26 protein-coding genes are annotated in these 24,164 nt (G+C 43.3%); 10 read left to right on the top strand and 16 right to left on the bottom strand.

The genetic code is table 11. The features are described from left to right. The first annotated feature begins 26 nt into the window (after nucleotides 1–26). Nucleotides 27–470 (top strand): MarR family winged helix-turn-helix transcriptional regulator, encoded by a 444-nt coding sequence (locus tag WFI24_RS24160; RefSeq protein ID WP_336764633.1) that lies wholly within the window; start codon nucleotides 27–29, stop codon nucleotides 468–470. Between the two features lie 377 nt (nucleotides 471–847). Here WFI24_RS24160 and WFI24_RS24155 read toward each other — a convergent pair whose 3' ends face one another. From WFI24_RS24155 to WFI24_RS24135, 5 genes are all read right to left on the bottom strand, one after another. Beyond that, nucleotides 848–1,831 carry an alpha/beta fold hydrolase gene (locus WFI24_RS24155; RefSeq protein ID WP_336764632.1) on the bottom strand — a complete coding sequence of 328 codons (984 nt, stop codon included), beginning with the start codon at nucleotides 1,829–1,831 and terminating at the stop codon, nucleotides 848–850. Nucleotides 1,832–2,293: 462 nt separating this feature from the next. Then, nucleotides 2,294–2,755 (bottom strand): hypothetical protein, encoded by a 462-nt coding sequence (locus WFI24_RS24150; protein ID WP_336764631.1) that lies wholly within the window; start codon nucleotides 2,753–2,755, stop codon nucleotides 2,294–2,296. Between the two features lie 566 nt (nucleotides 2,756–3,321). After that, a complete protein-coding gene (locus WFI24_RS24145) occupies nucleotides 3,322–3,642 on the bottom strand; it encodes a hypothetical protein (RefSeq protein ID WP_336764630.1) in 321 nt (106 codons plus the stop codon). Further along, nucleotides 3,587–4,258, bottom strand: a complete 672-nt coding sequence (locus WFI24_RS24140; RefSeq protein ID WP_336764629.1) for an alpha/beta hydrolase — start codon at nucleotides 4,256–4,258, stop codon at nucleotides 3,587–3,589. The genes WFI24_RS24145 and WFI24_RS24140 overlap by 56 nt, the downstream gene beginning before the upstream one ends. A 401-nt stretch (nucleotides 4,259–4,659) precedes the next feature. Continuing rightward, nucleotides 4,660–5,577 carry an alpha/beta hydrolase gene (locus WFI24_RS24135; RefSeq protein WP_336764628.1) on the bottom strand — a complete coding sequence of 306 codons (918 nt, stop codon included), beginning with the start codon at nucleotides 5,575–5,577 and terminating at the stop codon, nucleotides 4,660–4,662. A gap of 164 nt (nucleotides 5,578–5,741) precedes the next feature. Here WFI24_RS24135 and WFI24_RS24130 point away from each other — a divergent pair, with 164 nt between their 5' ends. Then, the gene (locus WFI24_RS24130) at nucleotides 5,742–6,290 is read left to right on the top strand and encodes a TetR/AcrR family transcriptional regulator (RefSeq protein WP_336764627.1); all 549 of its coding nucleotides are present in this window, start codon (nucleotides 5,742–5,744) and stop codon (nucleotides 6,288–6,290) included. Between the two features lie 422 nt (nucleotides 6,291–6,712). Here WFI24_RS24130 and WFI24_RS24125 read toward each other — a convergent pair whose 3' ends face one another. Beyond that, nucleotides 6,713–6,877, bottom strand: a complete 165-nt coding sequence (locus WFI24_RS24125) for a hypothetical protein (RefSeq protein WP_157284412.1) — start codon at nucleotides 6,875–6,877, stop codon at nucleotides 6,713–6,715. A 507-nt stretch (nucleotides 6,878–7,384) separates the two neighbouring features. On the opposite strand from WFI24_RS24125, the gene WFI24_RS24120 reads away from it, so the two are divergent. Beyond that, nucleotides 7,385–7,960 carry a hypothetical protein gene (locus tag WFI24_RS24120; RefSeq protein WP_336764626.1) on the top strand — a complete coding sequence of 192 codons (576 nt, stop codon included), beginning with the start codon at nucleotides 7,385–7,387 and terminating at the stop codon, nucleotides 7,958–7,960. Between the two features lie 505 nt (nucleotides 7,961–8,465). Here WFI24_RS24120 and WFI24_RS24115 read toward each other — a convergent pair. The 3 genes from WFI24_RS24115 to WFI24_RS24105 all read right to left on the bottom strand — a co-directional run bounded on the left by WFI24_RS24115 (nucleotide 8,466) and on the right by WFI24_RS24105 (nucleotide 9,996). After that, complete coding sequence (locus tag WFI24_RS24115) at nucleotides 8,466–8,933, bottom strand: phage tail protein (RefSeq protein WP_336764625.1); 468 nt, start codon at nucleotides 8,931–8,933, stop codon at nucleotides 8,466–8,468. Between the two features lie 23 nt (nucleotides 8,934–8,956). Next, on the bottom strand, nucleotides 8,957–9,436 hold the full coding sequence (locus WFI24_RS24110; protein ID WP_336764624.1) for a GyrI-like domain-containing protein: 480 nt from the start codon (nucleotides 9,434–9,436) through the stop codon (nucleotides 8,957–8,959). Nucleotides 9,437–9,573: 137 nt separating this feature from the next. After that, on the bottom strand, nucleotides 9,574–9,996 hold the full coding sequence (locus WFI24_RS24105) for a DoxX family protein (RefSeq protein WP_336764623.1): 423 nt from the start codon (nucleotides 9,994–9,996) through the stop codon (nucleotides 9,574–9,576). 116 nt (nucleotides 9,997–10,112) lie between these two features. On the opposite strand from WFI24_RS24105, the gene WFI24_RS24100 reads away from it, so the two are divergent. Together WFI24_RS24100 and WFI24_RS24095 are read left to right on the top strand one after the other, a co-directional pair. Further along, nucleotides 10,113–11,078: a helix-turn-helix transcriptional regulator gene (locus WFI24_RS24100; RefSeq protein ID WP_336764622.1), complete on the top strand. Its 966-nt coding sequence runs from the start codon at nucleotides 10,113–10,115 to the stop codon at nucleotides 11,076–11,078. 160 nt (nucleotides 11,079–11,238) lie between these two features. After that, entirely contained in the window at nucleotides 11,239–11,715 is a 477-nt protein-coding gene (locus tag WFI24_RS24095; protein WP_336764621.1) for a hypothetical protein, read from the top strand. Between the two features lie 112 nt (nucleotides 11,716–11,827). On the opposite strand, the gene WFI24_RS24090 is transcribed toward WFI24_RS24095, so the two are convergent. Continuing rightward, complete coding sequence (locus tag WFI24_RS24090) at nucleotides 11,828–13,363, bottom strand: helicase DnaB (protein ID WP_336764620.1); 1,536 nt, start codon at nucleotides 13,361–13,363, stop codon at nucleotides 11,828–11,830. A gap of 386 nt (nucleotides 13,364–13,749) precedes the next feature. After that, nucleotides 13,750–14,043 (bottom strand): YuiB family protein, encoded by a 294-nt coding sequence (locus WFI24_RS24085; RefSeq protein WP_076211070.1) that lies wholly within the window; start codon nucleotides 14,041–14,043, stop codon nucleotides 13,750–13,752. Between the two features lie 412 nt (nucleotides 14,044–14,455). On the opposite strand from WFI24_RS24085, the gene hemQ reads away from it, so the two are divergent. Next, nucleotides 14,456–15,202, top strand: coding sequence for a hydrogen peroxide-dependent heme synthase (gene hemQ / locus WFI24_RS24080; RefSeq protein ID WP_036605768.1), 747 nt, complete (start codon nucleotides 14,456–14,458; stop codon nucleotides 15,200–15,202). Between the two features lie 302 nt (nucleotides 15,203–15,504). On the opposite strand, the gene WFI24_RS24075 is transcribed toward hemQ, so the two are convergent. Beyond that, on the bottom strand, nucleotides 15,505–15,756 hold the full coding sequence (locus WFI24_RS24075; RefSeq protein ID WP_145325111.1) for a hypothetical protein: 252 nt from the start codon (nucleotides 15,754–15,756) through the stop codon (nucleotides 15,505–15,507). Beyond that, nucleotides 15,753–16,946 carry an NAD(P)/FAD-dependent oxidoreductase gene (locus tag WFI24_RS24070; protein WP_145325110.1) on the bottom strand — a complete coding sequence of 398 codons (1,194 nt, stop codon included), beginning with the start codon at nucleotides 16,944–16,946 and terminating at the stop codon, nucleotides 15,753–15,755. Before WFI24_RS24070 ends, WFI24_RS24075 begins: the two co-directional genes overlap by 4 nt. A 550-nt stretch (nucleotides 16,947–17,496) precedes the next feature. On the opposite strand from WFI24_RS24070, the gene WFI24_RS24065 reads away from it, so the two are divergent. Further along, a complete protein-coding gene (locus tag WFI24_RS24065; protein WP_240768303.1) occupies nucleotides 17,497–18,471 on the top strand; it encodes an NAD(P)/FAD-dependent oxidoreductase in 975 nt (324 codons plus the stop codon). A 79-nt stretch (nucleotides 18,472–18,550) separates the two neighbouring features. Then, nucleotides 18,551–18,802: a hypothetical protein gene (locus WFI24_RS24060; protein WP_145325108.1), complete on the top strand. Its 252-nt coding sequence runs from the start codon at nucleotides 18,551–18,553 to the stop codon at nucleotides 18,800–18,802. 21 nt (nucleotides 18,803–18,823) lie between these two features. Here the strand turns inward: WFI24_RS24060 and WFI24_RS24055 are convergent, their stop codons facing one another. After that, nucleotides 18,824–18,967, bottom strand: coding sequence for a sporulation histidine kinase inhibitor Sda (locus WFI24_RS24055; RefSeq protein ID WP_017692430.1), 144 nt, complete (start codon nucleotides 18,965–18,967; stop codon nucleotides 18,824–18,826). A gap of 355 nt (nucleotides 18,968–19,322) precedes the next feature. Next, nucleotides 19,323–19,982, bottom strand: coding sequence for a YheC/YheD family protein (locus WFI24_RS24050; protein WP_336764619.1), 660 nt, complete (start codon nucleotides 19,980–19,982; stop codon nucleotides 19,323–19,325). A gap of 237 nt (nucleotides 19,983–20,219) precedes the next feature. On the opposite strand from WFI24_RS24050, the gene WFI24_RS24045 reads away from it, so the two are divergent. Both WFI24_RS24045 and WFI24_RS24040 read left to right on the top strand, forming a co-directional pair. Then, on the top strand, nucleotides 20,220–20,474 hold the full coding sequence (locus WFI24_RS24045) for a hypothetical protein (RefSeq protein ID WP_062837940.1): 255 nt from the start codon (nucleotides 20,220–20,222) through the stop codon (nucleotides 20,472–20,474). A gap of 26 nt (nucleotides 20,475–20,500) precedes the next feature. After that, nucleotides 20,501–22,027, top strand: a complete 1,527-nt coding sequence (locus tag WFI24_RS24040; RefSeq protein ID WP_336764618.1) for a Ppx/GppA phosphatase family protein — start codon at nucleotides 20,501–20,503, stop codon at nucleotides 22,025–22,027. Here WFI24_RS24040 and ppk1 read toward each other — a convergent pair. Then, on the bottom strand, nucleotides 21,987–24,068 hold the full coding sequence (gene ppk1, locus WFI24_RS24035; protein ID WP_336764617.1) for a polyphosphate kinase 1: 2,082 nt from the start codon (nucleotides 24,066–24,068) through the stop codon (nucleotides 21,987–21,989). The two genes, WFI24_RS24040 and ppk1, sit on opposite strands and share 41 nt — an antisense overlap. Between the last annotated feature and the right edge of the window lie 96 nt (nucleotides 24,069–24,164).

The raw sequence follows: 24,164 nt of genomic DNA, 5'->3' as shown, positions 1-24,164 counted from the left end.
CACGTCAACCATGTTATTATGCACCTATGGATAAAAACGAACTTAACGAAGAAGAAATGCGAATATGGCATATGTGGAAAGGTTCCTTTCAGAGCATCTTCGGTCGTGTTGTCAAAGATATGTCCGATCACTCAGGACTGTCAGAGGGTGATTTTGGGGTATTGGACCGATTAGTCCTTTTTGGCGACGGTAGCCTTCGCCAACAGGAATTAGCCGACTCTATGGACTGGGATAAAAGTCGGTTATCTCATCATTTGAAGCGTATGGAAAAACGAGGACTAGTGATGAGGAAACCATTAGACAACGATCGCGGAGTACAAGTCAGTATCACTTCTTCTGGAAAATCAATGTTAGATGATGCCCGTCCCTTCCTCTCCAAGGCAATTCGCAAACATTTTTTTGAGCAATTAACCGAACAAGATATTGAGTTGATTACTAAGTTGGCGGAAAGGACAAACGCAGGGTCTTAGCTTAATATGGTATAAAGCCCCGCCATTTCGACCACGTTTAATACCATGAAATGAAGAATGGATAGGAATTCAGCTGTATGCTGAGTACCTATCCATTTTTGTTCCTACATTTTCATCAGCCAGAATTCAGGTATCTCTGACATGACCCTCTTCAAATATCAGAAATATTATACACTCACAGTCAAATGAATATATCGAGTTTATCATGCAGTTGAATCTTGTGTTCCTCAATCTATCTTTACTATGGAATGAAGTACTTTCTTTGTTCCTTTTTATAATATTTGAAAATTCAGAAAGAATATTCAGTTTTTTATTGTGAGTATATATCCATTTATCGTGTTGCAAATACCGATTTTATCGTAATGATAGAACTATTGTTATTCCTTATCTTTAATATCTTCCATGAAATTCAGGGCAGCTTCACTTATCTCCTTGTATTTGGTCCAATGAAGGTAATGATGACCTTTTAAAGGAATGATTGTACTTAAAGGATTATTCGTAAGCTGTGTTTGTAAAAAAGTAAATTTTGATCTCCCGTCCCTACTCTCCCTGCCATCGTCTCTTGTAAAAAATAATACGGGCAGATCTGAGGGGAATGACATACGAGCAGTTTTTTTCACATTATCACCCAGTTCATTTGCCTCTTGAACAACATTATTATTGTAACCGTTCCATGCCGTCATGGCTTTTGTGATTGCTAAATTCTCTTCCGAGTAAGTACCCTCACTGTCAAGGGGAAGATAACCACTACTATTCAAGGATATCACGAGTCTAGTTAATCCGATGGGCGCCGCATATCTCATATAACGCGGCATAGTCGGAGGGGATTCATTGAAATAGGCAAGGGCCGCCGGTAGCGTCGCATCTATTCCTACAACCGCTTCAACTTCCTCAGGATACTCATGAGCATAGTACATACTGTAAATTCCGGAAATTGAATGCGGCATTAATACATATGGTCCTTTTATATTTAATTGCTGCAACGCACTTCTTAGTTCCTCAACGATGTGCTCCACCGTTCTATTCTTATCCGTCATATCACTCCAGCCATAGCCGAATGGCTCTATGGCGACAACTCTGTTATGCTTGGACATTTCATTCATTAAAGGCTCAAAATCTAGCACAGGTGACGCTGTTCCCAGTCCGGTTAATAATACAATGGTTTTTGGTCCGTTACCTTTTGTGTAGACATGCATCCGTTTATCCTCAATTTGGATATACTGCCCTCTTGCCGGGTATTTATAATGTTCTACCAGCTTCATGATATGATGAAAGCCAATCCAGACGATCACAGCGGACAACATGAACAGAAGCAGTCTCTTAAAGATGGTTAGAATCTTATTTTTCTTTTTGACACTCACGTAGTATTTTTCTCCCATCCATATTTTCTCGTCTTGAAATGACCTATTAGAGCACATACGGTGCATTGCATTTAAATTTCTTCCGCTTGATATACAGGCTCACTGAAAACATTGTTGTTTTCCGGCTCCAGTGGGATCCGAAAAACCGCAATCCCCCTTTTTATTTGCTATCTGAATTCTTTTAACAGCAGATTTTCCACACCAAGTATTCGAAACACCTGCCTTTCCAATCATGTGTTGTTCATTTGATTATCATATTGGAACATCATATGATTCCAGGTTTAAGGTGAAGTATCGACCAAGTTTAAGTTTAGTTTAAAGTTTTAGTTTTTTTGTTGTCTATGAGCACGTTTAGAATTTGATCGGTGCCGAAATTATTCTTAAAAGTGCTTGTTCTCAGATATGCCTGTTAGTTGAACATGAATTTAGATATGGCTCATCATTAATCAGTCTTAAATCCACTTATAAAGGGTCTGTTGCCCATAGGATTCCAATATTTATATTGTCCACTGCAACTATTCCCGTATCAAACGTATGCCAATGTGAGTTAGTTATCGTTGTCCAAGAGTAGAGCTTAAAGTAACCAGATTTCGAGTCAAACCTTGCGTTTGTATAGAAAATGGCTTCTTTCTGAAATTGATCTAAAAAATATTCACTTAATTCATTTGCCATCGGTTTTGTCTTCAAATCAATATCATGGGTCATGTTTTTTGAAAGAACATAAATTAAAATTTTTTTAGCATAATCTTTATCAACCATTCTCCAGTTACCCTCTATCTTATCTGCATTATGGCCCATTCGTGTCAAAAATGCCTCCAATATACTTCCTTTCTCAATATTATTTTTTAATTCTATACCGTATGTAACTTTACCTGAATTCCTCTTTGATAATAAACTCTCGAACTCGTCATCATTTTTTATCATATTCCTACCCGTTACCTCCTTCTTTGGAACCTCTAGTTAAAAAACCTTCTATGAGAAGTTTGAAACTCCTCCTTCAACTAACCTGCCCGTTAGTTGAAGGAAAAGTCGTCCTAATGGGGACTCACGGCAACTTTATGCTTCCAATTTCGACTCATGGCAACTAAAAATATCGATTGCGGGATTCAAAATGCACAATTTGAGTTAGAGAAAGTATAAATGAAATCTTTAAAGTCAAAAAAGCCAACCACTATTACGATTGACTTCACCTGTGTTTATTGAGCTAACGTTTCCCGTTAGTTCAGCAAATTGATTTATAAACCTTATCTAAATGATCGAGATGCAAGTGTTGGCCCAATGTTATATATGTTATATGCATCCAGCTTCAGTTCTGCTTGCTCCTAAAATACTCTGCTGTTTCAAGAATTTCATCATTTTCTGAGAATAATCCTCGATCAATAAATACATTTAGTAATTCTGGAGCTACCTCTCGTGTCACTTCTAGTAATCTAATGTATTGCCATTCGTCCGCCCAATCAATACTTCTATTGACAACTTCAGGACAATTTTCAAGAGGTAATAATGTTGCGCTGTTCCATGGCGTCCCGGGTTCCTCTGGAAGCCTCATTCGTGAAGGCAAACAAGGCGTCGGAAAAGTCACCGTGAGTCACATTGTCAATAATGACGAAGTATGTTTCCTGACTGTTGGTTTCAAGAAGAAATGCGTTCGTATTATAAGCAAGCGCAGTACTGAGCTGCATGAAGGGTTTCTTAAGATCGCTGTCCAGGGCACCTATCATATTACCGTCAAGATTTACACCGCCGACAAATCGGTCATCGTCTCGGGTAACAATAGTCGCTGTCGTTCCTCCAAACGAATGTCCAAACATCCCCATACCGATTGATTTTAAGGTGCAATCTACCTTTAAAAATCAATTCCATGTCACCACTATTCATTTTGTATAGATGGTCTGCGATATGTCTAACATCCTCACTCTGTAACACAGCATATTTTGAAAAATTGACTGTTGCAGGGGCCGAAGTCAATGTACGAGAGATCTCAATGGCTTTTTCTTTCTCGAGCTTTTCTGCCACAATTTGAGGCATAAGTGGCATAAGTGGCGTAATTAGCGTGGCGAATTTTTGTCCATATTTATTTAAATCATCGATGAATCTCTCTGACATCCTAGCTACTCGTCCATCCTTGAGTTTATACATACCACTTTCCGCGTGGCCAATGGATACGACAATATAGCCGGAGCTAGCCAGGTCTTGACAGTACAACGTGCCTTGCTGCGGGTAAGCGCCTGCACCATGAGAATAGAATAAAACCGGATATTGATCTTCCTTTTCAGACAAGGCCACATCTTCGTAAGACAATGTCTTAACATTGGAGTCAAATAGTTTCTCACCCGCTCCCCCCCCCCCGATGTTAACCAGAAGCTCATCTCTAAGAGAATGAAATTCCGGAAATTCATCACCTATCAGGTACCATTTTAAAAACATTCTCCCTGGACACAAAAAAACGGTACATTATTGTACCGATCATTGACTCACTCCATCTATGTTAATGTACAAAACGTCTCTAAGTCCAGCCCCAGAAGAAACCGTTTGTACAAACAATGGCAGACGTCATGAAGATTGAACTTGATTATGAAGATACTCTCGCTAAGTCAATAAATGCACATTAAAGCAAACAAGTTTCAGGCGGCTCAAATTCCGAATTGTTCGGAGCTCAGGTCGCCTGTAACTTGTATTTTATCTTGGTATTGAATTGGATTTTCTTTTCTTAGACAAATTTATTCCCATGAATGATGACGGAGTGCCTCTTAGGGAGATCAGTATAGTCTCTTACATTCATGCGCTGAAATCATAGTCTATTGTCTGAGGGTTGTCCGTAAAGCGCATTAAAGATACTTTTTATAGAAAGCGTCCAATCTGTCAACAGCTTTCTTCACTGGTTCAGTCTTATCGTACAAGTCATAATGACTGGCTCCTTCTACAATAAACAGATCTTTATGTTCCGAGGCTGCACGTTGATACAGATCATGACCATCATGGTAAGAACCAAACGCTCCCTGTATACTACCGACAATGATCTGCAAAGGTTGGGTTAACAAAGAGTCTGCCAGATGAAACGCGTCAAAGGCAATAATGGAATCTACACTTGTAAATTTCAAACGGTTAGGTGAGTTCGGATGCTGACCTCTGGATGTGCGGTAGTAATCCACTGCTTGTTTAATATCAAGTTCATTCATCCCTGCTGCTTCTCTTTCTTCGTGGCTTCCAGGAATCCATGGGTTAGTCAAAGGTTCTGCCCCGCGTGCCTCAGCCGTACGTTGCTGAGCAACCTGCTCCAACATTCCAATTGGATCGTTTTCACGATATCCGCGACCTATGTTCGCAACGGAAACTGCAGCCACTGCCTGGATGCGTCGTTCCGTCATTGCAGTATGTACTGCATATCCTCCTCCAGCACATACCCCCAGTACACCAATCCGATGCTCATCGACATATTCCAGAGTAGTCAGGTAATCCACAGCAGAGCGAATATCTTCCACACGAGCGGACGGGTATTCGGCATGACGAGGCTCGCCTTCACTTTCTCCCTGATACGATGCATCAAATACAATCGTCACATAGCCCAACTCGGCAAGTTTCTCTGCATAGATGCCTGCTGTCTGCTCTTTGCAGCTACTACCCGGATGAACACAGACAATAGCCGGATTACCTTTCTTTTCTTCAGCGTGCTCAGGTATTCGGAGAATTGCAGCTAAAGCCAGACCCTGCGCTAGGAATTTAACGTTCTTTTGGATTACTATCATCTATAAAACCACCTTTTCTATTTATGACACTTGTGCGTATTATTCGCCTTATGTATATTTAGGTTAAAATAATCAAGCATTAGATTCAATAACCACATCACTTCACATGTGTGTTAATACACACACCACATACAATGTGTAGAAATGTACAGGAGGATGACGCTATGGATAAAATAGACCGCAGAATCATAAAGTCCAGACAAGCAATTCAATCAACTTTTTTGCAAATGATCATTCAGGAAGGGTTTGATAACATCACAGTTAAACATCTGACAGAGAAAGCCAATGTAGGTCGAAAAACATTTTATCTACATTATCTTGATAAATACGATCTGTTGGATCAAATGGTGGACGACCATATCGCACAACTGCAAGAAATATGTGATCAAAAAAAGGATATCGGCATAACTGAAGGTTCACTTATGTGGTTTTCTTACTTTGAGCTTCACAAATCATTCTTTGCTGCTTTATTTCAAAGTGACAGTGCTTCATCCTTTCGCAAAAAACTGTTGTCCTTTACTATGGGAGAGATTGATAAAAAGTTGAATGATGAAACACTTCCGATCATCGATAAGCGTATTTTTTTGAAGTTTTTGGGGATGGCAACCATGGGTGTACTTGAATCTTACGTATTGGACGAAATAGACAGTGATATCGAGGCTGTGTCAGCGCAAGTGGTTCAGTTATATATGACACAATTAACTACTAGCTAATGAGATCTATTATATGTCTTCCTGATTGTAAAATTAAAATATCCGCTTGCTGGAGAGCAAACGGATAAAACAAGAACATTGTACCATTTCAATTAGACAATTAGACATTAATGATGCATTTATCATTATAAAAATAAATTCGGCTTCTCCATTATAGTTTGGCTTGTTTTGAATTGTTTATTATATGAAGTGTTACATATTATAAAAACTTGGAAATCTCAACACAAACACCCAGTCGCGTTCCGTTTGACTTCACGATTCTTGTGAAAGAAAAGGATCATTTGCCTCAAAACCAGGTCTACTCTTGGCATGGTTCTCGTGATACATAATCAATTCACTTACGTTGGCCACTAACTTTGAATCGGAACTCCTCTTGTAACAAAGTCATTAAATTGGTGTTATCAGCGCAGCAGGAGTAGCAATTAAAATTTCAAAACGATGTTGCCTTTTTTTTCAGGCGCACTAACAACTTTCACTGCAAGGTGAATTTCCGATAAATCAAATTCCGTGTAGCTTGATAACATCGTTTTCGAATTGGTCCCTACCTCAATAGCTGCTTTCATGTCTTGCATACGCTCTTCTGCCATCGCATCTTCCTGCCAGGTCAGGATTGTTACCCCAGCGTAAGCGCCTTGACAGAAAGAGTAGTCATATCTGACGGTCCATTTGCTAAAGAACCGTATGAAACGATGCCGCCTTATTGGGCTAACGTTTCCCGTTAGCTTATTTCTTATCTCTAAGTAGTTATCATCTACCCTATAGCCGTTAAAATCATTTCGATGCACTGAACTGTTTATGGCTGCTCTCCGTTCATCACCGTCATTCCCACTCAACTTAAACTCCAGAGTATCTGAATCTTAGATATGTAACACATGAATGTTCATGAATTAATTCCCTATTCGGCTAATCCTGCTGTGATTGACTTCTTATCGGTGATACTTATGGAGACCTGAGCCGATTAAATTGGGCATTACCTCCGGATCGGCTTATGACTGGAAATTTCCTAGCAGGAATTGAGCACCCTGAATAAAAAGTCGAGATAAACAGATAAATAACTCAAACAAAGGGTTTGATTAGTTGCAAGGAGGATGTTTATGAAAAGATTAATGACGAAATGCTTATTAGTCCTTATTGGGTTTGGGATAACAGGGATAATCCCTTCCATTAGTGCTTATTCTGAAGCTGTATTACCTAAAGTTGATAAGGAAGCTCACTATCCAATTACGTATTTTGATTCACTAAGTGAAGCAGTTATAGAATATCAAAATTTAACATCCACAAATCCTGTATTACTACCAACTTGGTTACCCAGTGAATCATATTTGGAAAGTATACGCATTCTTGGTGGTGGCGATGTTCTAACAACGGAATACGTAGGTGAAGATCTCAAAGTTCGAATTCATGTTAATCCACAAATAAAACGATCAGATTTTAGCAAGCGTAGGACAATCACCATAAATGATAAAACAAAGGCTGAGTATAAGGAAAACCATTTCCTTTATTCATTGAATTATGATAAGGAAGGAAGAAATTATATGATCCTTATTGAAAGGAAGAATATTAAATCAATCAATAATGTTAATCCAATCAGTGTTATCAGTAAAGATAAAGCAATAGAGTATATGGTTAAGATCGGACAATCCTTAACCCCATTTAAAGGGGATAGTTAATTCAAGAAAAGAACTGTTCAACTAGATCCTGGTCACCAAATATATATTGGATAGGAACTAAAGGTTGATCAGATTTGCTCTGAAAGTCACTCTAATAAGTTTAATGAAAAGTCGTCCTAATGGGGACTCACGGCAACTTTATGCTTCCAATTTCGACTCATGGCAACTAAAAATATCGGTTGCGGGATTCAAAATGTACAATTTGAGTTAGAGGAAGTTTAAATGAAATCTTTAAAGTCAAAGAAGCCAACCACTATTACGATTGACTTCACTTGAATTTATTGTGCTATCGCTTCCCGTTAGCGTTGTATTAGGGTTCAGCTTAACGGGTCTATCAGCGAAAAGGGTACCTTCATAGCAGGCAGGTACTCTTGGTGGATTAGTTCATCATGTCCTCCCGACGGAACCAACACAATTAAGAGAAGGCCTCGATACGTAGTGCAAAATGTACAAGAAATCGCTCAAATATAACGGAATGGAATTGAACTTATGGGTGATGTTTGCTTCAATATTCTCCTTTTATCACAAAGAACGTACCTCGAATTGTCCCAGCCAGTTTGGACTTCTGTCTGGCAAATTTAAACTTCTTTTCTTCCAGCTCTTGAGGCACTTCCATCCCCTCTGAAAGCTTAAAACCAACGGCCCGCTTTTTGGGGTTATCCAATGTATACATGACGTTGACCGCCAGACCATCTTCATAAAAGACGTAGGCCCATCTAATATTATCCACTTGAAAGTGAGATGTTTCCAATGGTTTGGCCGCAAACTCAATACCACGTTCTTCTTTCAAAATTCGGCTCACATACGCAAGCGTCTCCTGGCTCTCGCCGGCTGGTACGACCGTAAATTCATGCTTGTATTTGTTCATAAAGTAACGGGCTTCATTCGCTCGCATACCAGCAAGCGCTTCTGCTACGGGTGAAGATTCCAGACCAACTGTGGACACATTTTTAAAACCAACGATAGGGGACATCCTCGTTCCTCCTCTGATTTCATTTACTTCTCCACAACCGGAATCCACATTTCCCCATATACTAGGCCGTCTCGCTGCCTCATCTCAACCGTTGCATTGGGCCCGCCAACATAAGCAAAATCGTCGGCTGCTGGCAAGACTTGACCAAAGGCAATACCAGTCAGCCTATTACTCAACTCATCAGCCGTCTTCCCTTCCCCTTTGACGACGAGGTATTGTCCTTCAGGGAATTGGATCACTCGGTGTTCTTCTGGTACCGATGCTTCGGTCATGACGCCGGCATAATACATCATCTTGTGATTTATCGCTTCGCTCACGGCAAAAATGTAGTCGTTCGCAGCGACGGCCTTTAAAGCGTCAAGCCTTCCATCCTGCGCCACGGATTGCCAAAAGTCTTGCTTCTCCTTGTTCATACCTGCATAATCCGTGTAATCGCTCTTCAGCTCCGTGCCAATACCTAGAACGATAAAGCTGTCTTTTTTTTCAAGGGTATACACTGCCATGATTAACACTCCTTTTTCTGAAATGGATCAAATGAATTGTTTTTTCACTTGATACGTCTATAATAACTATAAATCGTGTCAAAATGTGATACTGTTTATCGGAGCCATGCACGGCCTTGTGTTAATTTCCCTACCCATTACAGTTTGCGGCTTTTCGGACGCAGCGCCCAGGAGGCAATGCCAAGCAAGGCATATAAAAGCGGAAGAATAATATGGAATCCGTAATCGCCGTAATCGTTAGCGAACGCATGGGATAGGGCAGCACCCGTCATGAGAAAAAAGAGACCGCTATAAGCCCATTCCTTAAGCCGGGGGAAACCTGGCACTACGATCACGATGACTCCAAGCAATTTCCAACCCCCAAGAATGTTCGTGACATATAAAGGGAAACCAATATCGGTCACTAGATCGACATTCCCCCCATATCTCATCAGTTGCCCGATACCGCTTAATGCAATGGAGAATGCGAGTACTATTGTGACAACCCAATAAGCGACCATCCTTCCAATAGGACGGTATTCTTCTTTTGCAATTTTTTCATTACCGATGATCGTACTCATTTTCATTCCTCCAATGATCTCGTTTATTTGAAATGATCAAATGATTTGTTATTTCACTTGATACGTTTATAATAGCTTTAAATCATGTCAAAATATGATACTGTTTAGAGGGCCAAATGAAAAAAATTGAACGGATTAACATCATCATGCGGTACATCAATAACCGCGCTCAATTTACCATTTCTGAAATCATGCGAGAATTTAACATCTCTCGTTCAACAGCCATTAGAGATATTAGAGAAATTGAAGCAATGGGGATGCCTCTTGTCGCCGAGGTCGGGAGGGACGGGGGTTATTTTGTTATGAACAACTCTGTCCTGCCGACTGTCCGCTTTACCGATAATGAGATTAAAGCTCTATTTATTGCCTTCATGGCCACAAAAAATCAACAGCTCCCATATCTCAAGAGTCGCCATTCTTTAGCGGAAAAATTACTCGGTCTTATCTCGGAAAGCCAGCAAGATGATCTCGTTCTGTTAAATCAAACCCTGTTGTTCGAAGGAACCAACCCCCACAATCCCGACCTGCTTGATTTGTCAGATCTGCCCCATCCTATGTTAGAACAATTGATCCAAACCATTCTTATGGACAGCTATTTAATGGTTTCCGTCGAGGAATCGAGGCAAATAAAGTCTTATCCCATCTATTTGTTGCACCTTTACCGCGAGAAAAGCTCTTGGCAAATTGAAGGCTTTGATCTCGAGGAGGAAAAGAGACGGATTATTCCTGTCGACAATCTCACAGATGTCAAACCATACCCTAAGAAAAAAAGAATAAATAAGAAGAAGATTGTAGAACAACTAAGCAAGCAGGAAGAAGCCATCAACCTTGTCCTAGAACTTGGTCCAAAATCGATTGCCCAGTTCAAAAAATACCATCCCTTAAAAATCTCAATTTCATACACAAACCCTTTTCAGACTACGGCTATTTTAAAGACTTTCATCAATGTTCATCATCCGGATGAGTTGGCCGAAATAACAAATTGGCTGCTTTTCCTAGGTCGAGATATTAAGGTCAGGGAAATGCCGATAGAGGTTGTGGAACGTTTGCAGGAGAGTATAGCTTTATTAGGGAACTCTTGAAGATAAAATTGTCTGGAAAGGTGACAACATCACGATAACCGCGAACACCTTAAAGCAAGATGCTGCTGCCGACTTTGAGCAAAACATAATTGACACAATTGTAGTTACTCATAGTAAGGAAAAGCACACCCTACAAACGAGAGATTTTGAAGTTAAATTATTGGATATCACTAGTGTTGCTCAATCTCCATCGAATGAATGGATTGCTATCCAAGTAGAAAAAAGTGCCGGCAGCAACCTCATTCTCGTGAACCTTACAACAGGAAAGTACACGATTTTAAATGAACGTCTTGAAAAAGCAGGTAAACGTATAGAAACAATAGCCTCATATAATTGGTCACCAAAAGAAGATAACATTGCATTTTCTTACGGAAATACGGAGAAAAGCACTTTGGCAATATACGATACTAAGAAAGATAGTTTTGTTTATCCCCCTCGGGCAACCAACTACATTAGCACAGGTCTAATATTATGGCATAAGAACGGAAAAAGTATTGATTACATTAGTGAGTATCCTTCAGATCAATGGATTCTTTTCAGATACGATACAGAAAGCAAAAAAGTTAAGCCTATACAAAAAATCACACAAAAAGAATTTCAGCAGTGGTTTACATTAGACAAATATCCTACGAAATAATGAAAAGAGTTGATTGAACGAATAAAATACGCTTCTTTAGTTCAACTTATATAGCAAAAAGGCGAGTCTCCATTAATCGGGGGACTCGCCTTTTTGGCTTTATTATAAATATTTAAGAAGTGCCTTTTTGCTTACTCGCCTGCATCTGTTGGGCGAATCGCATCATCTCTTCGAACTCTTCCTCGGATACGGTGTCTCCATCGGTGCTTATGTCTTGTACAATCGGAATTTCGGGCTTGGCTTTGGTTCCTTTGCCGTATGTACGGGTACGGGTTCCAGCTGCACCAGCAGCCTGTTTGCCTTTGACCTTGGCCTGGTCGCGAATATATTGGACAGCTTTCTCGTAGGAGTTCACCTGTTTGAGCAACATGTTGGAGGCGATCGCCTCAACGAAGTTACGGTTAATCCGCTGCTCTCCGCCGGATACAAGCAATGCCATCAAATAATGAATCAATACATTGATGACTTCACCAGGCAACTTGTAACTCAGATCAATTTTCTCAAATATATCGATCAGATTGTCCGGTACTGCACCTGGGAAGAACGTCTGCAGCAGACGCGTATATGGCTCATTACGGAGCATCATGTTGTATTGATGAATATCACACTTGGTCATAAATTGCGGAGGTACTTCGACGTAGTATTCCATCTGTACCCCATGCTCAACAGGTGGTTCACCAGAATCCTCTTTTCGCTCAGGCTCCTCCATATGCTGTCTCAATGCCACGACCTTGGCTGCCTGTACAGTCTGTTGCTCATGACGCTTCTTCGTCTGCCTGAACTGCATGCTCGCCTTATGCTGGAGATCATCCAGAATCAGCTGGCCCTGCGGACTGAAGATATCATCTTCGTCCAACAGACGGCATACATCCTGCACACTGAGGTTAAACTTGTTCACTACATAATTTACAATGCCCAGTTGTTCGTGATCGAACCGCAGCTGCTCTACATGACGGCGATTAACCGACTCCCGCGGAAAACGCAAAATAATGTCGGCATAGTTCAAACTGTTTTCTTCCGCTGCATCATTCGTGCCTGTCCGCTGGGCCGTAGTCGATACTTCCGACAATGCTTGCTCCAATTCGTAATCAATCACATGGGTATTCAATTCAAATATATCGTAAAAGGGTACGGAAATATTCTCTTTATTGGCTGCCGGATAAGGCGCGTCCCCATTTTCCACTGCGGAGAAACCCGAACGCAGGGAAAGGACGGCGAATTTGCCTATTTTGTCACGAAGCAGCAGTGTCAAATGCTGTGTCCGGAAAAATTCTGCCGGAGAGAGCGGCGGTTGCAGCTCATACTCGTAGATATAATCATCATTTTCCGGAATATATAACCGTGAAGTCTGAAGCAGCCCCACCGCTTCAAGCTTGGAAGCTTGCTCCACCAGATATTTACGCCCTTTCTCACTTGGCTCCAAGCCAAGTGTCATGAACAGCCTCCGTTGCTGTTCAAGCGGCGAATAACCGACCTGTTCACCGGGAAGATGCTGAAACAACAGCCGATACAAGCCAACCGCAAAAGCACCTACCATGGGCTGATATGCTCCTGTAAGCATACGGTCATCCAGGGCGCTAAGTCCAAACTCCCTGTATACGCAGTAGCGATGATGTTCAGTATAATGGTGCAGATTCTTCATGCGCATAGCCTGATCTCCTTCTCCCCAAAAGTATGTTTATCTATTCTATCATAAATGTCTGATCCTCAAATGCTCAAAAACAGGTAAAAAGATGGCCTGTTCTCGCTCCGTTTCGTCCTAGGTCGACATCATTCACGTTTTCGCCGAATTGGGCAACTTTCGAAAAAAACATGTCGAGAGTCGCTAGAATACTATAAAAGCTCTGGCAGCAGAATACAAGTGAAGATCTGAAGAGAACGTTCTCCAGATATATATGAAGCACAACTGTACAATCATTCATCTTATATCAATGAACAGCAAAAAAGCCTTCCCTTTGTACTCGTAAGCGTTTACGACAAAGACAAGACTTTTACGCGATTACAGTCATGCACGTGTTACCTCTTTCCAGCAAACTAAAACATTCTGTACCCACCCAGACGCAACTTCTGGATCGTCCAGCCACTGATTACCGCGCCAGCCAGCCCGGCGATCCCCGTCATATAGTCTACAATCTGGAAAGAACCCAGATGTGACATCAGAGACGACGAATGATCCCATAGAGAGTAGACGACGATAGGCAAAATTACAATGATGAACAGATAGGAAGGAAACCAGGTTGTCTTCATCAACATGTTCAGAATGAAACCGATACCAAACATCATAACGAAAAATAATACCATTAATACCAACACAGGTATAAATTGCATCGGGCGACGTTCACCTCTTCTTTCACACATTCGGGTTTCACTTCTGGATAGTAGTTAGTGTACCGCAAAAAATGTGGCGAAGCAACGAACTTTCTGGACAAATTTCCCTATATTCATGCTCTGTTCATTTGCCCTTCTGCTTCATGTTGGGATACAATGTATACGATAAAGCACTCACCCGTCCCTTATAGTGCGTGTTCAAAAAGACTGGTTTTCAGTACCGAGAAGATGGAATGAAGTTAGAAATGGAGTAGCGGAGCGTAGATAGAGCTACGTGAGCAGCGGACATTTCGGCTGAATTCCATATTCGATGCTGATGATGTCACCAGGCATGATTCGTAATCAAAAGCAGACTTTTTGAACAACCTCTTATAGGGATTTGGAAATATACCTTGCAGGAGGAACATAACCAATGAACGAAGCCGCATCAACACTGGAGGGCTGGTACGCCCTGCATGATTTTCGCTCGATTAACTGGGCCGCCTGGAAAGCAGCAGATGATGAAGAACGTGCTGTAGCACTGGACGAGCTTCAGGAATTCTGGAAAGAATGGAAAGAAGTCGAGGATTCTTCCAAAGGAAGTACAGTCGTGTATACGGTTGTAGGTCAAAAGGCAGACCTCGTCATGATGCACCTGCGTGAAACGCTGGAAGATCTGAAGGCTGTTGAGAACGCGTTTAACAAAACGATGTTTGCTCAATACACAACCAAATCGTATTCCTACGTCAGCGTAGTTGAACTGAGCAACTACCTTGGCAAAGAAGGCGAAGACCCGATGCAGAATCCGGATATTATCGCCCGTCTGAAACCTGTTCTGCCTCAACGACAATACATCTGCTTCTATCCGATGAACAAAAAGCGTGAGCTGAATGACAACTGGTACATGCTGTCCATGGACGAGCGTCGCACCATGATGCGCAGTCACGGCATGATTGGCCGCAGCTATGCGGGTAAAGTGAAACAGATCATTACCGGCTCTGTCGGTTTCGACGACTGGGAATGGGGCGTTACACTGTTTGCGGATGATGCACTTCAGTTCAAGAAACTCGTCTATGAGATGCGTTTCGATGAAGTTAGCGCCCGTTATGGCGAATTCGGTTCGTTCTATGTGGGAAGTCTGTTGAACGAAGGAACACTGGAAGACATGCTTAAGCTGTAAAAATAATGCAAAGCACAATAAAGCACCGCGACATCTCCTCTAGAGGATATTGTCAGCGGTGCTTTATTATCTATCAATATTCTACTACCTCAAGCTTGATTTAGATCTATATTGTTTGAACTATTTATTTACACAAAAACGGAAAGGACAGAAAAAACCTGAAAAAGCGAAGCGTTCGCCTTTATCACCGGATTTTCCCTTTAAAAAAGGGAATCAAAAAAATCTGGGGATAACAGCGATTGGAAGGTTATTCTGTCATTGAAGTGTATGTGTAAACATCTTTAGTTCAACTTATATCGTCTCTAATCTTGCTCCTCATCTACCGCTTTCAGCGATTCCAGAAACTCTGCTGTGGCCCGGTCACGGTCACGACCCTTCTCTTTAAGTCGCTCAATCGCCGGCAAAATGAGAATATCCACTTCTTTCTGCACGATATAGGCCAGATCATACTGATCCTGTTCCTCCAGATAACCACCGACCTGCATCAGGGCGTTGTATCGATCCAGTTCTTCACGCGTTAATAGTCCCCGGACCTGAACACTGCAATGTCTCATCCAAAAAACCGCCCTTTCTTCAGGACTAACGGAATACCACCAATGATGAACAAATAACGCAGATCAACCAGCTTCTTCAACTGAGCCGCTTTCCAGCCCTTGTATTTCTTGCCGCCTACAACAGCAATGGCTTCACCTTTACCCAATGAAGCAACCGTACCCTTGCTCGTAAATACAAAAGGTTGTGGCTGTTTCTTGCGAATGGATGCCACGACGTTCTTGGCACAGTTCACGCCCTGCTGCATCGCAATCTGCGCTGTTGGCGGATATGGACGCCCTTCCTGGTTGAAGACCAGTGAATTGTCACCGATGACATAGACATGCTCATGTCCAGGAGCACGGAGATACTCATCTACCTTCACACGTCCCCGCATTACTTCAAGGCCTGCCTGTTCAAGCAGTGAGTTACCGCGAATACCGCCGGTCCATACGACTGTAGCAGCATCAAGTTTTTCACCCTCACCTACAATAACCCCGTCCGGGAGACATTGCTTGATTGGAACACCAATTTTGAAAGTAACGCCCTTCTTCTTCAGCACGTTCATCGCATGCTCTACCAGTTCCGGATCAAATCCAGGCAAAGCTGAAGGCGCTGCCTCTACATTGTAGATGTGCACATGTTTCGGATTCACGTCGAACTCCTTGCACAGCTGTGGAATGCGGTCTGCAAGCTCAGCTACGAATTCAACACCACTAAAACCAGCTCCACCGACGACAAACCGAATACGATTTCGTTTGTTGTCGTTTTTGTACATCGCAAATTGATATTCAATGTGTTCCCGAATCAGTCTGACCGAGTTAATGCTGCGGATTGTCATGGCGTGGTCGAGCATACCCGGAATACCGAAAGTCTCGGGTTCCCCGCCTAGTCCAATAATCAGATAATCATACGATAACGTGCCGTCCTCCAGAATAATCTTCCGATCCTGCAGACGAATCTCCTTCACGGAAGATTTAACCAGATCAATCTTGAACTCATCAATCAGCTTGGAAATGGGGACTCTTGCATGCTCAATGGTATCCGTGCCAGCTGCCGGCATATGTAGATGTGTAGTAATATAATGATAATCATGCCGGTTCACCAATGTGACGTCGGCTTCGTTATAGTTCAATTCCTTCTGCAGCCGCTGGGCTGTCAGAATCCCGCCATAGCCCGCGCCGAGGATGACGATTTTGGGAATACTGCTCATGTCTATACCCCTTCCGGTTTCACTTGCATCATCCCGATCTTGGGTGAGATGCAAAATGCACATACTTACAAATATTGATGAGGTCTTGCCCATTATGACGACAAATGTTAACTTCGCGAATTTATTTAAACGTTTGCATCAAAATTGATTCGTTTGCACGCAAGTTATCGTTTCAAGTTGTGAAATTAACCACAAGTTTTCACAAAACACGGGAGTTGTCTTCACATTACATATTGACTCTAAATTAGACAAAAAAACACATAGTACAGGTCAAGGATATCTGTATTTCTGGTAAAGATCAAGGTTTTTTTTGTTATTTTTCATAACCTTTCATTTCCAATTTCATCCTATTCTCATCTGATCTTCATCAATTATTCTCTGATTCGTGATGCAGCTAACTTTGCAACCCTGAGTACACCGTTTATAATAGGAAAGACAGTTCAGCACCAATGCCGGTTACGATACGTGCCTGCACATTCTTTCTGTTAACTACCTATTAAAATATGAAAGGTGTTGTTGATTCTTGACTGCACAAAATTCCAGTCATGATATGACTGATTTACTTATTATCGGTGGAGGCCCTGCGGGTCTGTTCGCCGCGTTTTACGGTGGGATGCGTCAGGCATCCGTTACACTTGTTGAAAGTATGCCACAGCTTGGCGGACAGCTTGCCGCGCTGTATCCGGAGAAATACATCTATGATGTAGCTGGATTCCCGAAAGTAACGGCTCAGGAACTGGTGAACAACCTGGTTGAGCAAATGAGTCATTTTAACCCGAACATCCGCCTTGAAGAAAAGGTTGTATCGGTGGAGAAAAAGGATGAACAACATTTCATCGTGAAGACGGATGAGAATGAATATCATGCCAAAGCTGTTATTATTACAGCTGGTGTAGGTGCATTTGAACCACGTCGCCTGGAGCTTGAAGGTGCTGCCAAGTTCGAGAAGAGCAACCTGCACTACTTCATCAGTGATCTGAATGCCTTTGCTGGCAAAAAGGTACTGATCAGTGGCGGTGGTGATTCCGCTGTAGACTGGGCACTCATGCTGGAGCCAATCGCTGAGCAAGTAACGCTGATCCATCGCCGGGACAAGTTCCGTGCACATGAGCATAGTGTCGAAAACCTGATGAATTCCAAGGTTAATGTCGTTACACCGACAGAAATCACGGAACTTCACGGAGATGACACGATTACCAAAGTAACCCTCTCCCATGTGAAAACCAAAGAAACACAGGAAATCGAAGTGGATGACGTGATTGTTAACTTTGGATTTGTCTCTTCTCTCGGACCTATTGCCGAATGGGGAATCGAAATTGACAGCAACTCCATCGTCGTTGATTCCCGCATGGAAACGTCTATTCCAGGAATATTCGCTGCCGGAGATATCACAACATACCCAGGTAAACTGAAGCTAATCGCTGTCGGATTCGGTGAAGCTCCAACAGCAGTCAACAATGCGAAAGTATACTTCGATCCGGATGCCAAGTTGTCCCCAGGACATAGCAGCAACATGAAACGCTAGTAGTTTCAATGAAATAACATATATTGATACAAAAAAGGGTATCTTACTCCTGAGTGAATCCATATCAGGAGGGATACCCTTGTCTTATATATGCCCGCTGTGTAACGGTCTGGTTGTACCGGAGCAGGCTTGCCCCCACTGCCTTCAGGGACTGTTAGAATGCGGCAAATTGGATGATTACACCGGACCATACAGCCCCTACGCACTCCAAACTTCCTCTGACACGGCAGACGAAGCCGAAAACGTTTGCAATCATGTGATGTACTGTCACCATTGTCAGAAGAGCACGCTATGGCCTGTCTCACTATGGGACTTGTCCGGAAACCTGTAACATTGCCTGCAATGAGGATCTCTAGTGAAGAATGGCAGATACGTCGGTACCCAGTTTGCGCTTATGGATTTCTGCCAAGAGCAGTGCGATGAAATCTCGTTCGAGATTCAACTCAATCGCTTTATGGTAGGAATCCAACAACATCTCATCGGATAACATAGCCATTTCCCGCCACAACCTTTCCTTTTTTTTCCTCAAAACTATCATATCAGAGATTCATATAGAGAACAAGCGTTCTTGTTATCCACAACGATGTGTGGAAATCCTGTGCATAGTTTGTTGATAATTGGTAAAAATGTTGAGTAATCAACGTGTATAGTGTGGACAATATTTATGCACAGGGGAGATGTACTACCATCAGAACGTTTATGAGCGTATTTTTTTTGGAATAAATTCATAGTTTCAAGACTTGTTGCGAGTAAATTACCCCGTAATGTAAAATTTCAAACGTTTTTCAAACTGTTTTCTTCTATATATTATCGGTTTTCCTTGAATTTTCTTGAGGTTTTCCATCGATTTTCTATTGAGGTCTGGTATTCACTTCCAGAATCCAGTTCTTGCCTGAATAATCCAGTCCATAATCAAATCCAAGCTGTCCTACACCCGGGAACTGGCTCTCCATAATGTATGTGCATGTCAGTGTAAGGGAGCGCATCTCCCGGCGTTTGTGCCGACCGGATATATGCGGCAGGGACAAACCAAGTGCTCTCCTTCCCGATAGCATGGTGCCACCCTTGCTCAGATTCGTCACACAAAGTCCTGGGCGAGCGAGTCGTCCTACCAAGGAACGGAATACCCAGCCTCTTTCGGTCTTGACGACTTTGACTCTGTAATCGACAGGTCTTCCTTGAATCGTTGCCAAATGAATGCCTTGCTGGATCAAGTACCTGCGTCTTGCCTTCACACGTACCAGAGAGCGGTACATCTGGCTGAAACTTGCGAAAGAACGGGTCGTTTTCATATGCGTGTATCGATAAGCCCCTCCGCTCGCCGATACCCTTATGACACCGTAACCTCCGCCACCTACAATCGGTTTGATATACACCATTCCATAACGACTAAGCATGTGCAGCAGATTCCCCGAGTTGAATGCCTTGGTCTGTGGAATATGGACAGCAGCTACCGGGTATTTCATCAGTGCAGCTGTCTTCCGCCATTTGCTTGCAAGCTGTCTCGACATGGGTTGATCTCCTTCCTTGAAACAATAGTCCTTCCTTATACATACTCAACAGAAGCCTTGCTTTCTTGGATGTCTGTCCACGGCAGGGGCCCCTTTTCCATGAAACTTGTCCCATGATCATGGCGGAAACGGGAACAAGCGCCCGGTTTGCTTTTCAAACCAATCAATCTGTCGTATGCTACTAAGGAATGGCTTGGAAGGGCTTAAATATGAGGATCTAAGGAGCGTTTAGAAGAAATGGAAGCATTTTTTAAATCACTGTATGGCGTAGCCTATTTTGCAATGTCGATCGTTCTGGTAGCCGTCACGGTACTTCTCTTTGTTACAGGTATCCGACTGTTTATTCAAAAGCGCAATCGCGGCTTTGCCGTGAGTTGTCTTATATTTGCCTGTTTCATCGTCTTTATCATCGTTGTTATGCTCACTACGCCCTTCTCTGCAACACCGCCGGGTTCACCGGAAGCCATGGCTGCCCTGCTTCACTTCGGGTAGTTGAACCTCTGTAGAAGGAGATGCTTATGACACATAATGAAACTTTAGGGATTATTGATATCGGTTCGAACTCCATTCGCCTAGTTATATATGAACTGGATCAGGATGAAGCCTATCGCATTATTCATGAAGACAAATTCGCCGCTCGTCTGAGCAGCGTTGTTGAGCCGAATGGAACCATTCTGCGCCATTCTCTGGATAAAGCCATCACCATCTTGCGTCAATTCAAAGCGACCTGTGAAGCGTATCAGACCAAATTGATCCGTGCAGCAGCTACGGCAGCTATTCGCAATGCAAGCAATGTCCTGCAGATTATCGAATGGCTGGAGACAGAGACAGGGCTTACCATTGAATGTGTATCTGGAGATCGTGAGGCCTACTATGGTTTCCTCGGAGTTACTCAATCCATTGATCTGGCCGACGGTTACGTCGTGGATATTGGAGGCGGTAGCACGGAGATTACGGTCTTTCGGGATCGGAAAAGGTTACATAGTATATCCCTCCCTATTGGTGCAGTGAATTCACATGCCCGTTATGGAGGCGAAGATCAGTGGACCGAGGAGAATGCGAATGCACTGTGTAACGAAGTCATTCAAGCTCTCCGTGGACAGGATTGGATTCGTGAGCATCCTGGCCTGCCACTCATTGGACTTGGCGGTACGATGCGTACACTCGCCAAAGTGGAGCAGAAGCGAATCCAATATTCTCTGCCTGTCACCCATCATTATGAGATTGGTGAAGAAGCGATGGAGAACATCGCTCGGTCATTGCCACATCTTACCTCCGCACAGCGCAAAAAGGTGCCTGGGCTCGCCAAAGATCGCGCAGATATCATTGTGCCCGGCGTATTGATCCTCCGAACAGTCTTCCGGTTAATACAGGGAGATCGTTATGTGGTTAGTGGTGCGGGTTTACGAGACGGGTTGTTGCGAGATTACATGGCTGGAGGTCAGCCGGTCGTTCCGGACGCGCTGAAGGACAGTATCCGCAACTTTATCCATTTTGGTCCGCCTATTCCAGAGAAACGTCTGCAACGGATTCATCAGGATGCGACTACCCTGTATACGGCACTACAAGGATCTGCTCCTGATCAAGCAGATGCCCGAATCCTGTATGCGTCCTCCATGCTGCATATGGCTGGTAAGCAGATTAACTATTTCCGTTATGCGCAACACTCGGCCTACTGGATCATGAATGCCAGCATCTATGGGCTCTCTCACCGGGAGACCATTCTCAGTGCCAGTGCAGCCGATTATCATCCCAAAAAAAGAACGCTCCAGCTGCTGAATAAGCACCGGGACATTCTGAAAAACTCGGATGAGCGGCATGCTCATCGTATAGGCTCTCTGCTGCGCGTAGCCGAAGCCATCAATCGATCCGAGAGCATCGCTTCAATCGAAGCAAAAAAAGAAAACGACTCGCTGCAGGTGCAATTCACCTGTACAACTGAGCCGTTACTGGAACTTGAAGGCCTGGAAGAGGCCATCAAGGATTTACAGGAAGCCTGGGGAGTTAAGTTAACGCACTCCATTCAGCAGGCTTCCAAGGGATAATACCCATCGCCTCCGTCTGACTTCTCAGCGGGGGCTTTTCATTTTCTACAAATACATAATTGCCACCAGGCATAAGTTCTCTGGCTTTGACATTATCCATAAGGGACAGATTAAGAATATCCACCAGCATCTTTTTCAACTCTGGATCGAATACGGGACACATCAGTTCAATTCTTCGATTCAGGTTACGTGTCATCCAGTCTGCACTGGAGATGAATACATCAGGGTTGCCGCTATTTTCAAAATAAAACAACCGCGAATGCTCCAGGAAGCGATCCACAATGCTAATGACCCGAATATTCTCACTGAGTCCCTCCACCCCAGGACGCAGACAGCATACGCCGCGCACGATCAGATCGATCTGCACTCCAGCCTGAGAAGCCTCGTACAATTCATCAATTATATCCTGATGGGATAAGGAATTAATCTTGGCAATGATTCTGGAAGGTTTGCCTTTCAGCGCATGCTCTGTCTCACGACGGATCAGTGCGAACAGCTCATCCTTCATACCATCCGGAGCTACGTGGAACGCCTGCAATGCCTTCGGACCGGAATATCCGGTAATCTCATTGAATAATTCGGATGCATCTTCTCCAATAATCGGATTGGAGGTGAACAGTCCCACGTCCGTATACACTTTGGCTGTACTCTCATTATAATTACCTGTTCCTACATGAACATAACGTCTCAATCCCTGCTGTTCCCTGCGGACGACAAGAATGATTTTGGCATGGGTCTTCAGTCCAACCAGTCCATATACCACGTGACAACCGGCCTTCTCCAATTTCCGGGCCCACGCAATATTGCGCTCTTCATCGAATCGGGCTTTTAGTTCCACCACAACCGTGACCTGCTTACCACTTTCAGCAGCAAGTGCAAGTGCCGGAATAAGGCGTGAATCGCCGTTGACGCGATATAATGTCATCTTGATGGCCAGCACTCTTGGATCTTCCGAAGCCTCCAATATGAAATCGGTGACCGGTTCAAACGATTCATACGGGTGATGCACCAATACATCCCGTCTGCGCAGCAGCTCGAAATGACTTTCTCTGGGCAGGAACTCCAATGGATAGACGGGTTTCACCGGACTGTATTTCAGATGTGAGAAGCCCTCCAGACTATCTACGAATCCAGCCAGAAAACTCAGATCAAGTGGTCCATCGATCTCGTACACCGGGTCTTGAATATCGAATTCATCCTGCAATTCGAGCAAGGCATCCGGACGAAAGTCCTTGCAGACTTCTAGTCGTACAGGAGCCCCACGGCGTCTGCGTCGCAATTCTTTCTCAATCGCTTCAAGCAGATCTTCCGCTTCTTCTTCATTAATGAACAGATCCGCATTGCGGGTCACCCGGAATTCCTGTGCAGCAAGCGAGATATATCCGCTGAAGAGCGTGTGAATATGATGTTTGATCAGGTCTTCAATCAGTATGAACGTTTTCTTTTTGCTATTCGCCCGAATGGGAGCCTGAACCACACGCGGCAGATTGGAAGGTACCTGAACAATAGCCATAAACGGATCGCCCTCTTGCTCTCCTTCCTTCTGCAGCATCACGGACAAATAGACGGACTTGTTGTGTACCAGTGGGAACGGACGACTCTGGTCTATCGCCATCGGTGTGAGTACCGGGAAAATAATCTCATGGAAGTACTGATCCATTGCGCGCTGCTGCGTCACGTTAAGATCGGTATATTCCTGAATGTTTATGCCTTTCTTGGCGAGTAGACGAATAAGTTCACGATACGTTTTATACTGTTCGGCGACCATGGTCCCGGTTCGTTTGATCAATCTGCGGTATAATCCCGAAGGCGTATACCCTGTAAAATCCTTTTGTGTAAATCCGGCCTTGATCTTCTCTTTGGTCTCCGCCACTCTTACACTGACGAACTCGTCCAGATTACTGGCGACAATACCGAGAAATCTCATGCGTTCCAGCAGGGGCGTCGTTGGATCCTGGGCCTCTTGAAGTACGCGCCGATTAAATTCAACCCAACTCAAATCGCGATTAACGTAGTTACCTGTTTTGACGTCTCTATGCATGTATGGCCTCCGAATGTGTTGCATATCTATTCTTGGTTAGAAGTTCTCATATAATTGTACTATTCGTAATCAACATCAAGCGTCAGCGCAGTGTAA

It is taken from the genome of Paenibacillus sp. USHLN196 (assembly GCF_037144955.1).
Classification (GTDB): domain Bacteria; phylum Bacillota; class Bacilli; order Paenibacillales; family Paenibacillaceae; genus Paenibacillus; species Paenibacillus xylanexedens_C.
The sequence above is the reverse complement of the archived record's forward strand: the minus strand, read 5'-3'. Positions and strand labels throughout refer to the sequence as shown.

What these genes read in the sequence shown, in the direction of transcription:
- WFI24_RS24160 (WP_336764633.1), top strand. Translation starts at nt 27, where the DNA reads ATGGATAAAAACGAACTTAACGAAGAAGAAATGCGAATATGGCATATG.
- WFI24_RS24150 (WP_336764631.1), bottom strand. Translation starts at nt 2,755, where the DNA reads ATGATAAAAAATGATGACGAGTTCGAGAGTTTATTATCAAAGAGGAAT.
- WFI24_RS24145 (WP_336764630.1), bottom strand. Translation starts at nt 3,642, where the DNA reads ATGTTTGGACATTCGTTTGGAGGAACGACAGCGACTATTGTTACCCGA.
- WFI24_RS24140 (WP_336764629.1), bottom strand. Translation starts at nt 4,258, where the DNA reads ATGTTTTTAAAATGGTACCTGATAGGTGATGAATTTCCGGAATTTCAT.
- WFI24_RS24135 (WP_336764628.1), bottom strand. Translation starts at nt 5,577, where the DNA reads ATGATAGTAATCCAAAAGAACGTTAAATTCCTAGCGCAGGGTCTGGCT.
- WFI24_RS24130 (WP_336764627.1), top strand. Translation starts at nt 5,742, where the DNA reads ATGGATAAAATAGACCGCAGAATCATAAAGTCCAGACAAGCAATTCAA.
- WFI24_RS24125 (WP_157284412.1), bottom strand. Translation starts at nt 6,877, where the DNA reads ATGGCAGAAGAGCGTATGCAAGACATGAAAGCAGCTATTGAGGTAGGG.
- WFI24_RS24120 (WP_336764626.1), top strand. Translation starts at nt 7,385, where the DNA reads ATGAAAAGATTAATGACGAAATGCTTATTAGTCCTTATTGGGTTTGGG.
- WFI24_RS24115 (WP_336764625.1), bottom strand. Translation starts at nt 8,933, where the DNA reads ATGTCCCCTATCGTTGGTTTTAAAAATGTGTCCACAGTTGGTCTGGAA.
- WFI24_RS24110 (WP_336764624.1), bottom strand. Translation starts at nt 9,436, where the DNA reads ATGGCAGTGTATACCCTTGAAAAAAAAGACAGCTTTATCGTTCTAGGT.
- WFI24_RS24105 (WP_336764623.1), bottom strand. Translation starts at nt 9,996, where the DNA reads ATGAGTACGATCATCGGTAATGAAAAAATTGCAAAAGAAGAATACCGT.
- WFI24_RS24100 (WP_336764622.1), top strand. Translation starts at nt 10,113, where the DNA reads ATGAAAAAAATTGAACGGATTAACATCATCATGCGGTACATCAATAAC.
- WFI24_RS24090 (WP_336764620.1), bottom strand. Translation starts at nt 13,363, where the DNA reads ATGCGCATGAAGAATCTGCACCATTATACTGAACATCATCGCTACTGC.
- WFI24_RS24085 (WP_076211070.1), bottom strand. Translation starts at nt 14,043, where the DNA reads ATGCAATTTATACCTGTGTTGGTATTAATGGTATTATTTTTCGTTATG.
- hemQ (WP_036605768.1), top strand. Translation starts at nt 14,456, where the DNA reads ATGAACGAAGCCGCATCAACACTGGAGGGCTGGTACGCCCTGCATGAT.
- WFI24_RS24075 (WP_145325111.1), bottom strand. Translation starts at nt 15,756, where the DNA reads ATGAGACATTGCAGTGTTCAGGTCCGGGGACTATTAACGCGTGAAGAA.
- WFI24_RS24070 (WP_145325110.1), bottom strand. Translation starts at nt 16,946, where the DNA reads ATGAGCAGTATTCCCAAAATCGTCATCCTCGGCGCGGGCTATGGCGGG.
- WFI24_RS24065 (WP_240768303.1), top strand. Translation starts at nt 17,497, where the DNA reads ATGACTGATTTACTTATTATCGGTGGAGGCCCTGCGGGTCTGTTCGCC.
- WFI24_RS24055 (WP_017692430.1), bottom strand. Translation starts at nt 18,967, where the DNA reads ATGGCTATGTTATCCGATGAGATGTTGTTGGATTCCTACCATAAAGCG.
- WFI24_RS24050 (WP_336764619.1), bottom strand. Translation starts at nt 19,982, where the DNA reads ATGTCGAGACAGCTTGCAAGCAAATGGCGGAAGACAGCTGCACTGATG.
- WFI24_RS24045 (WP_062837940.1), top strand. Translation starts at nt 20,220, where the DNA reads ATGGAAGCATTTTTTAAATCACTGTATGGCGTAGCCTATTTTGCAATG.
- WFI24_RS24040 (WP_336764618.1), top strand. Translation starts at nt 20,501, where the DNA reads ATGACACATAATGAAACTTTAGGGATTATTGATATCGGTTCGAACTCC.
- ppk1 (WP_336764617.1), bottom strand. Translation starts at nt 24,068, where the DNA reads ATGCATAGAGACGTCAAAACAGGTAACTACGTTAATCGCGATTTGAGT.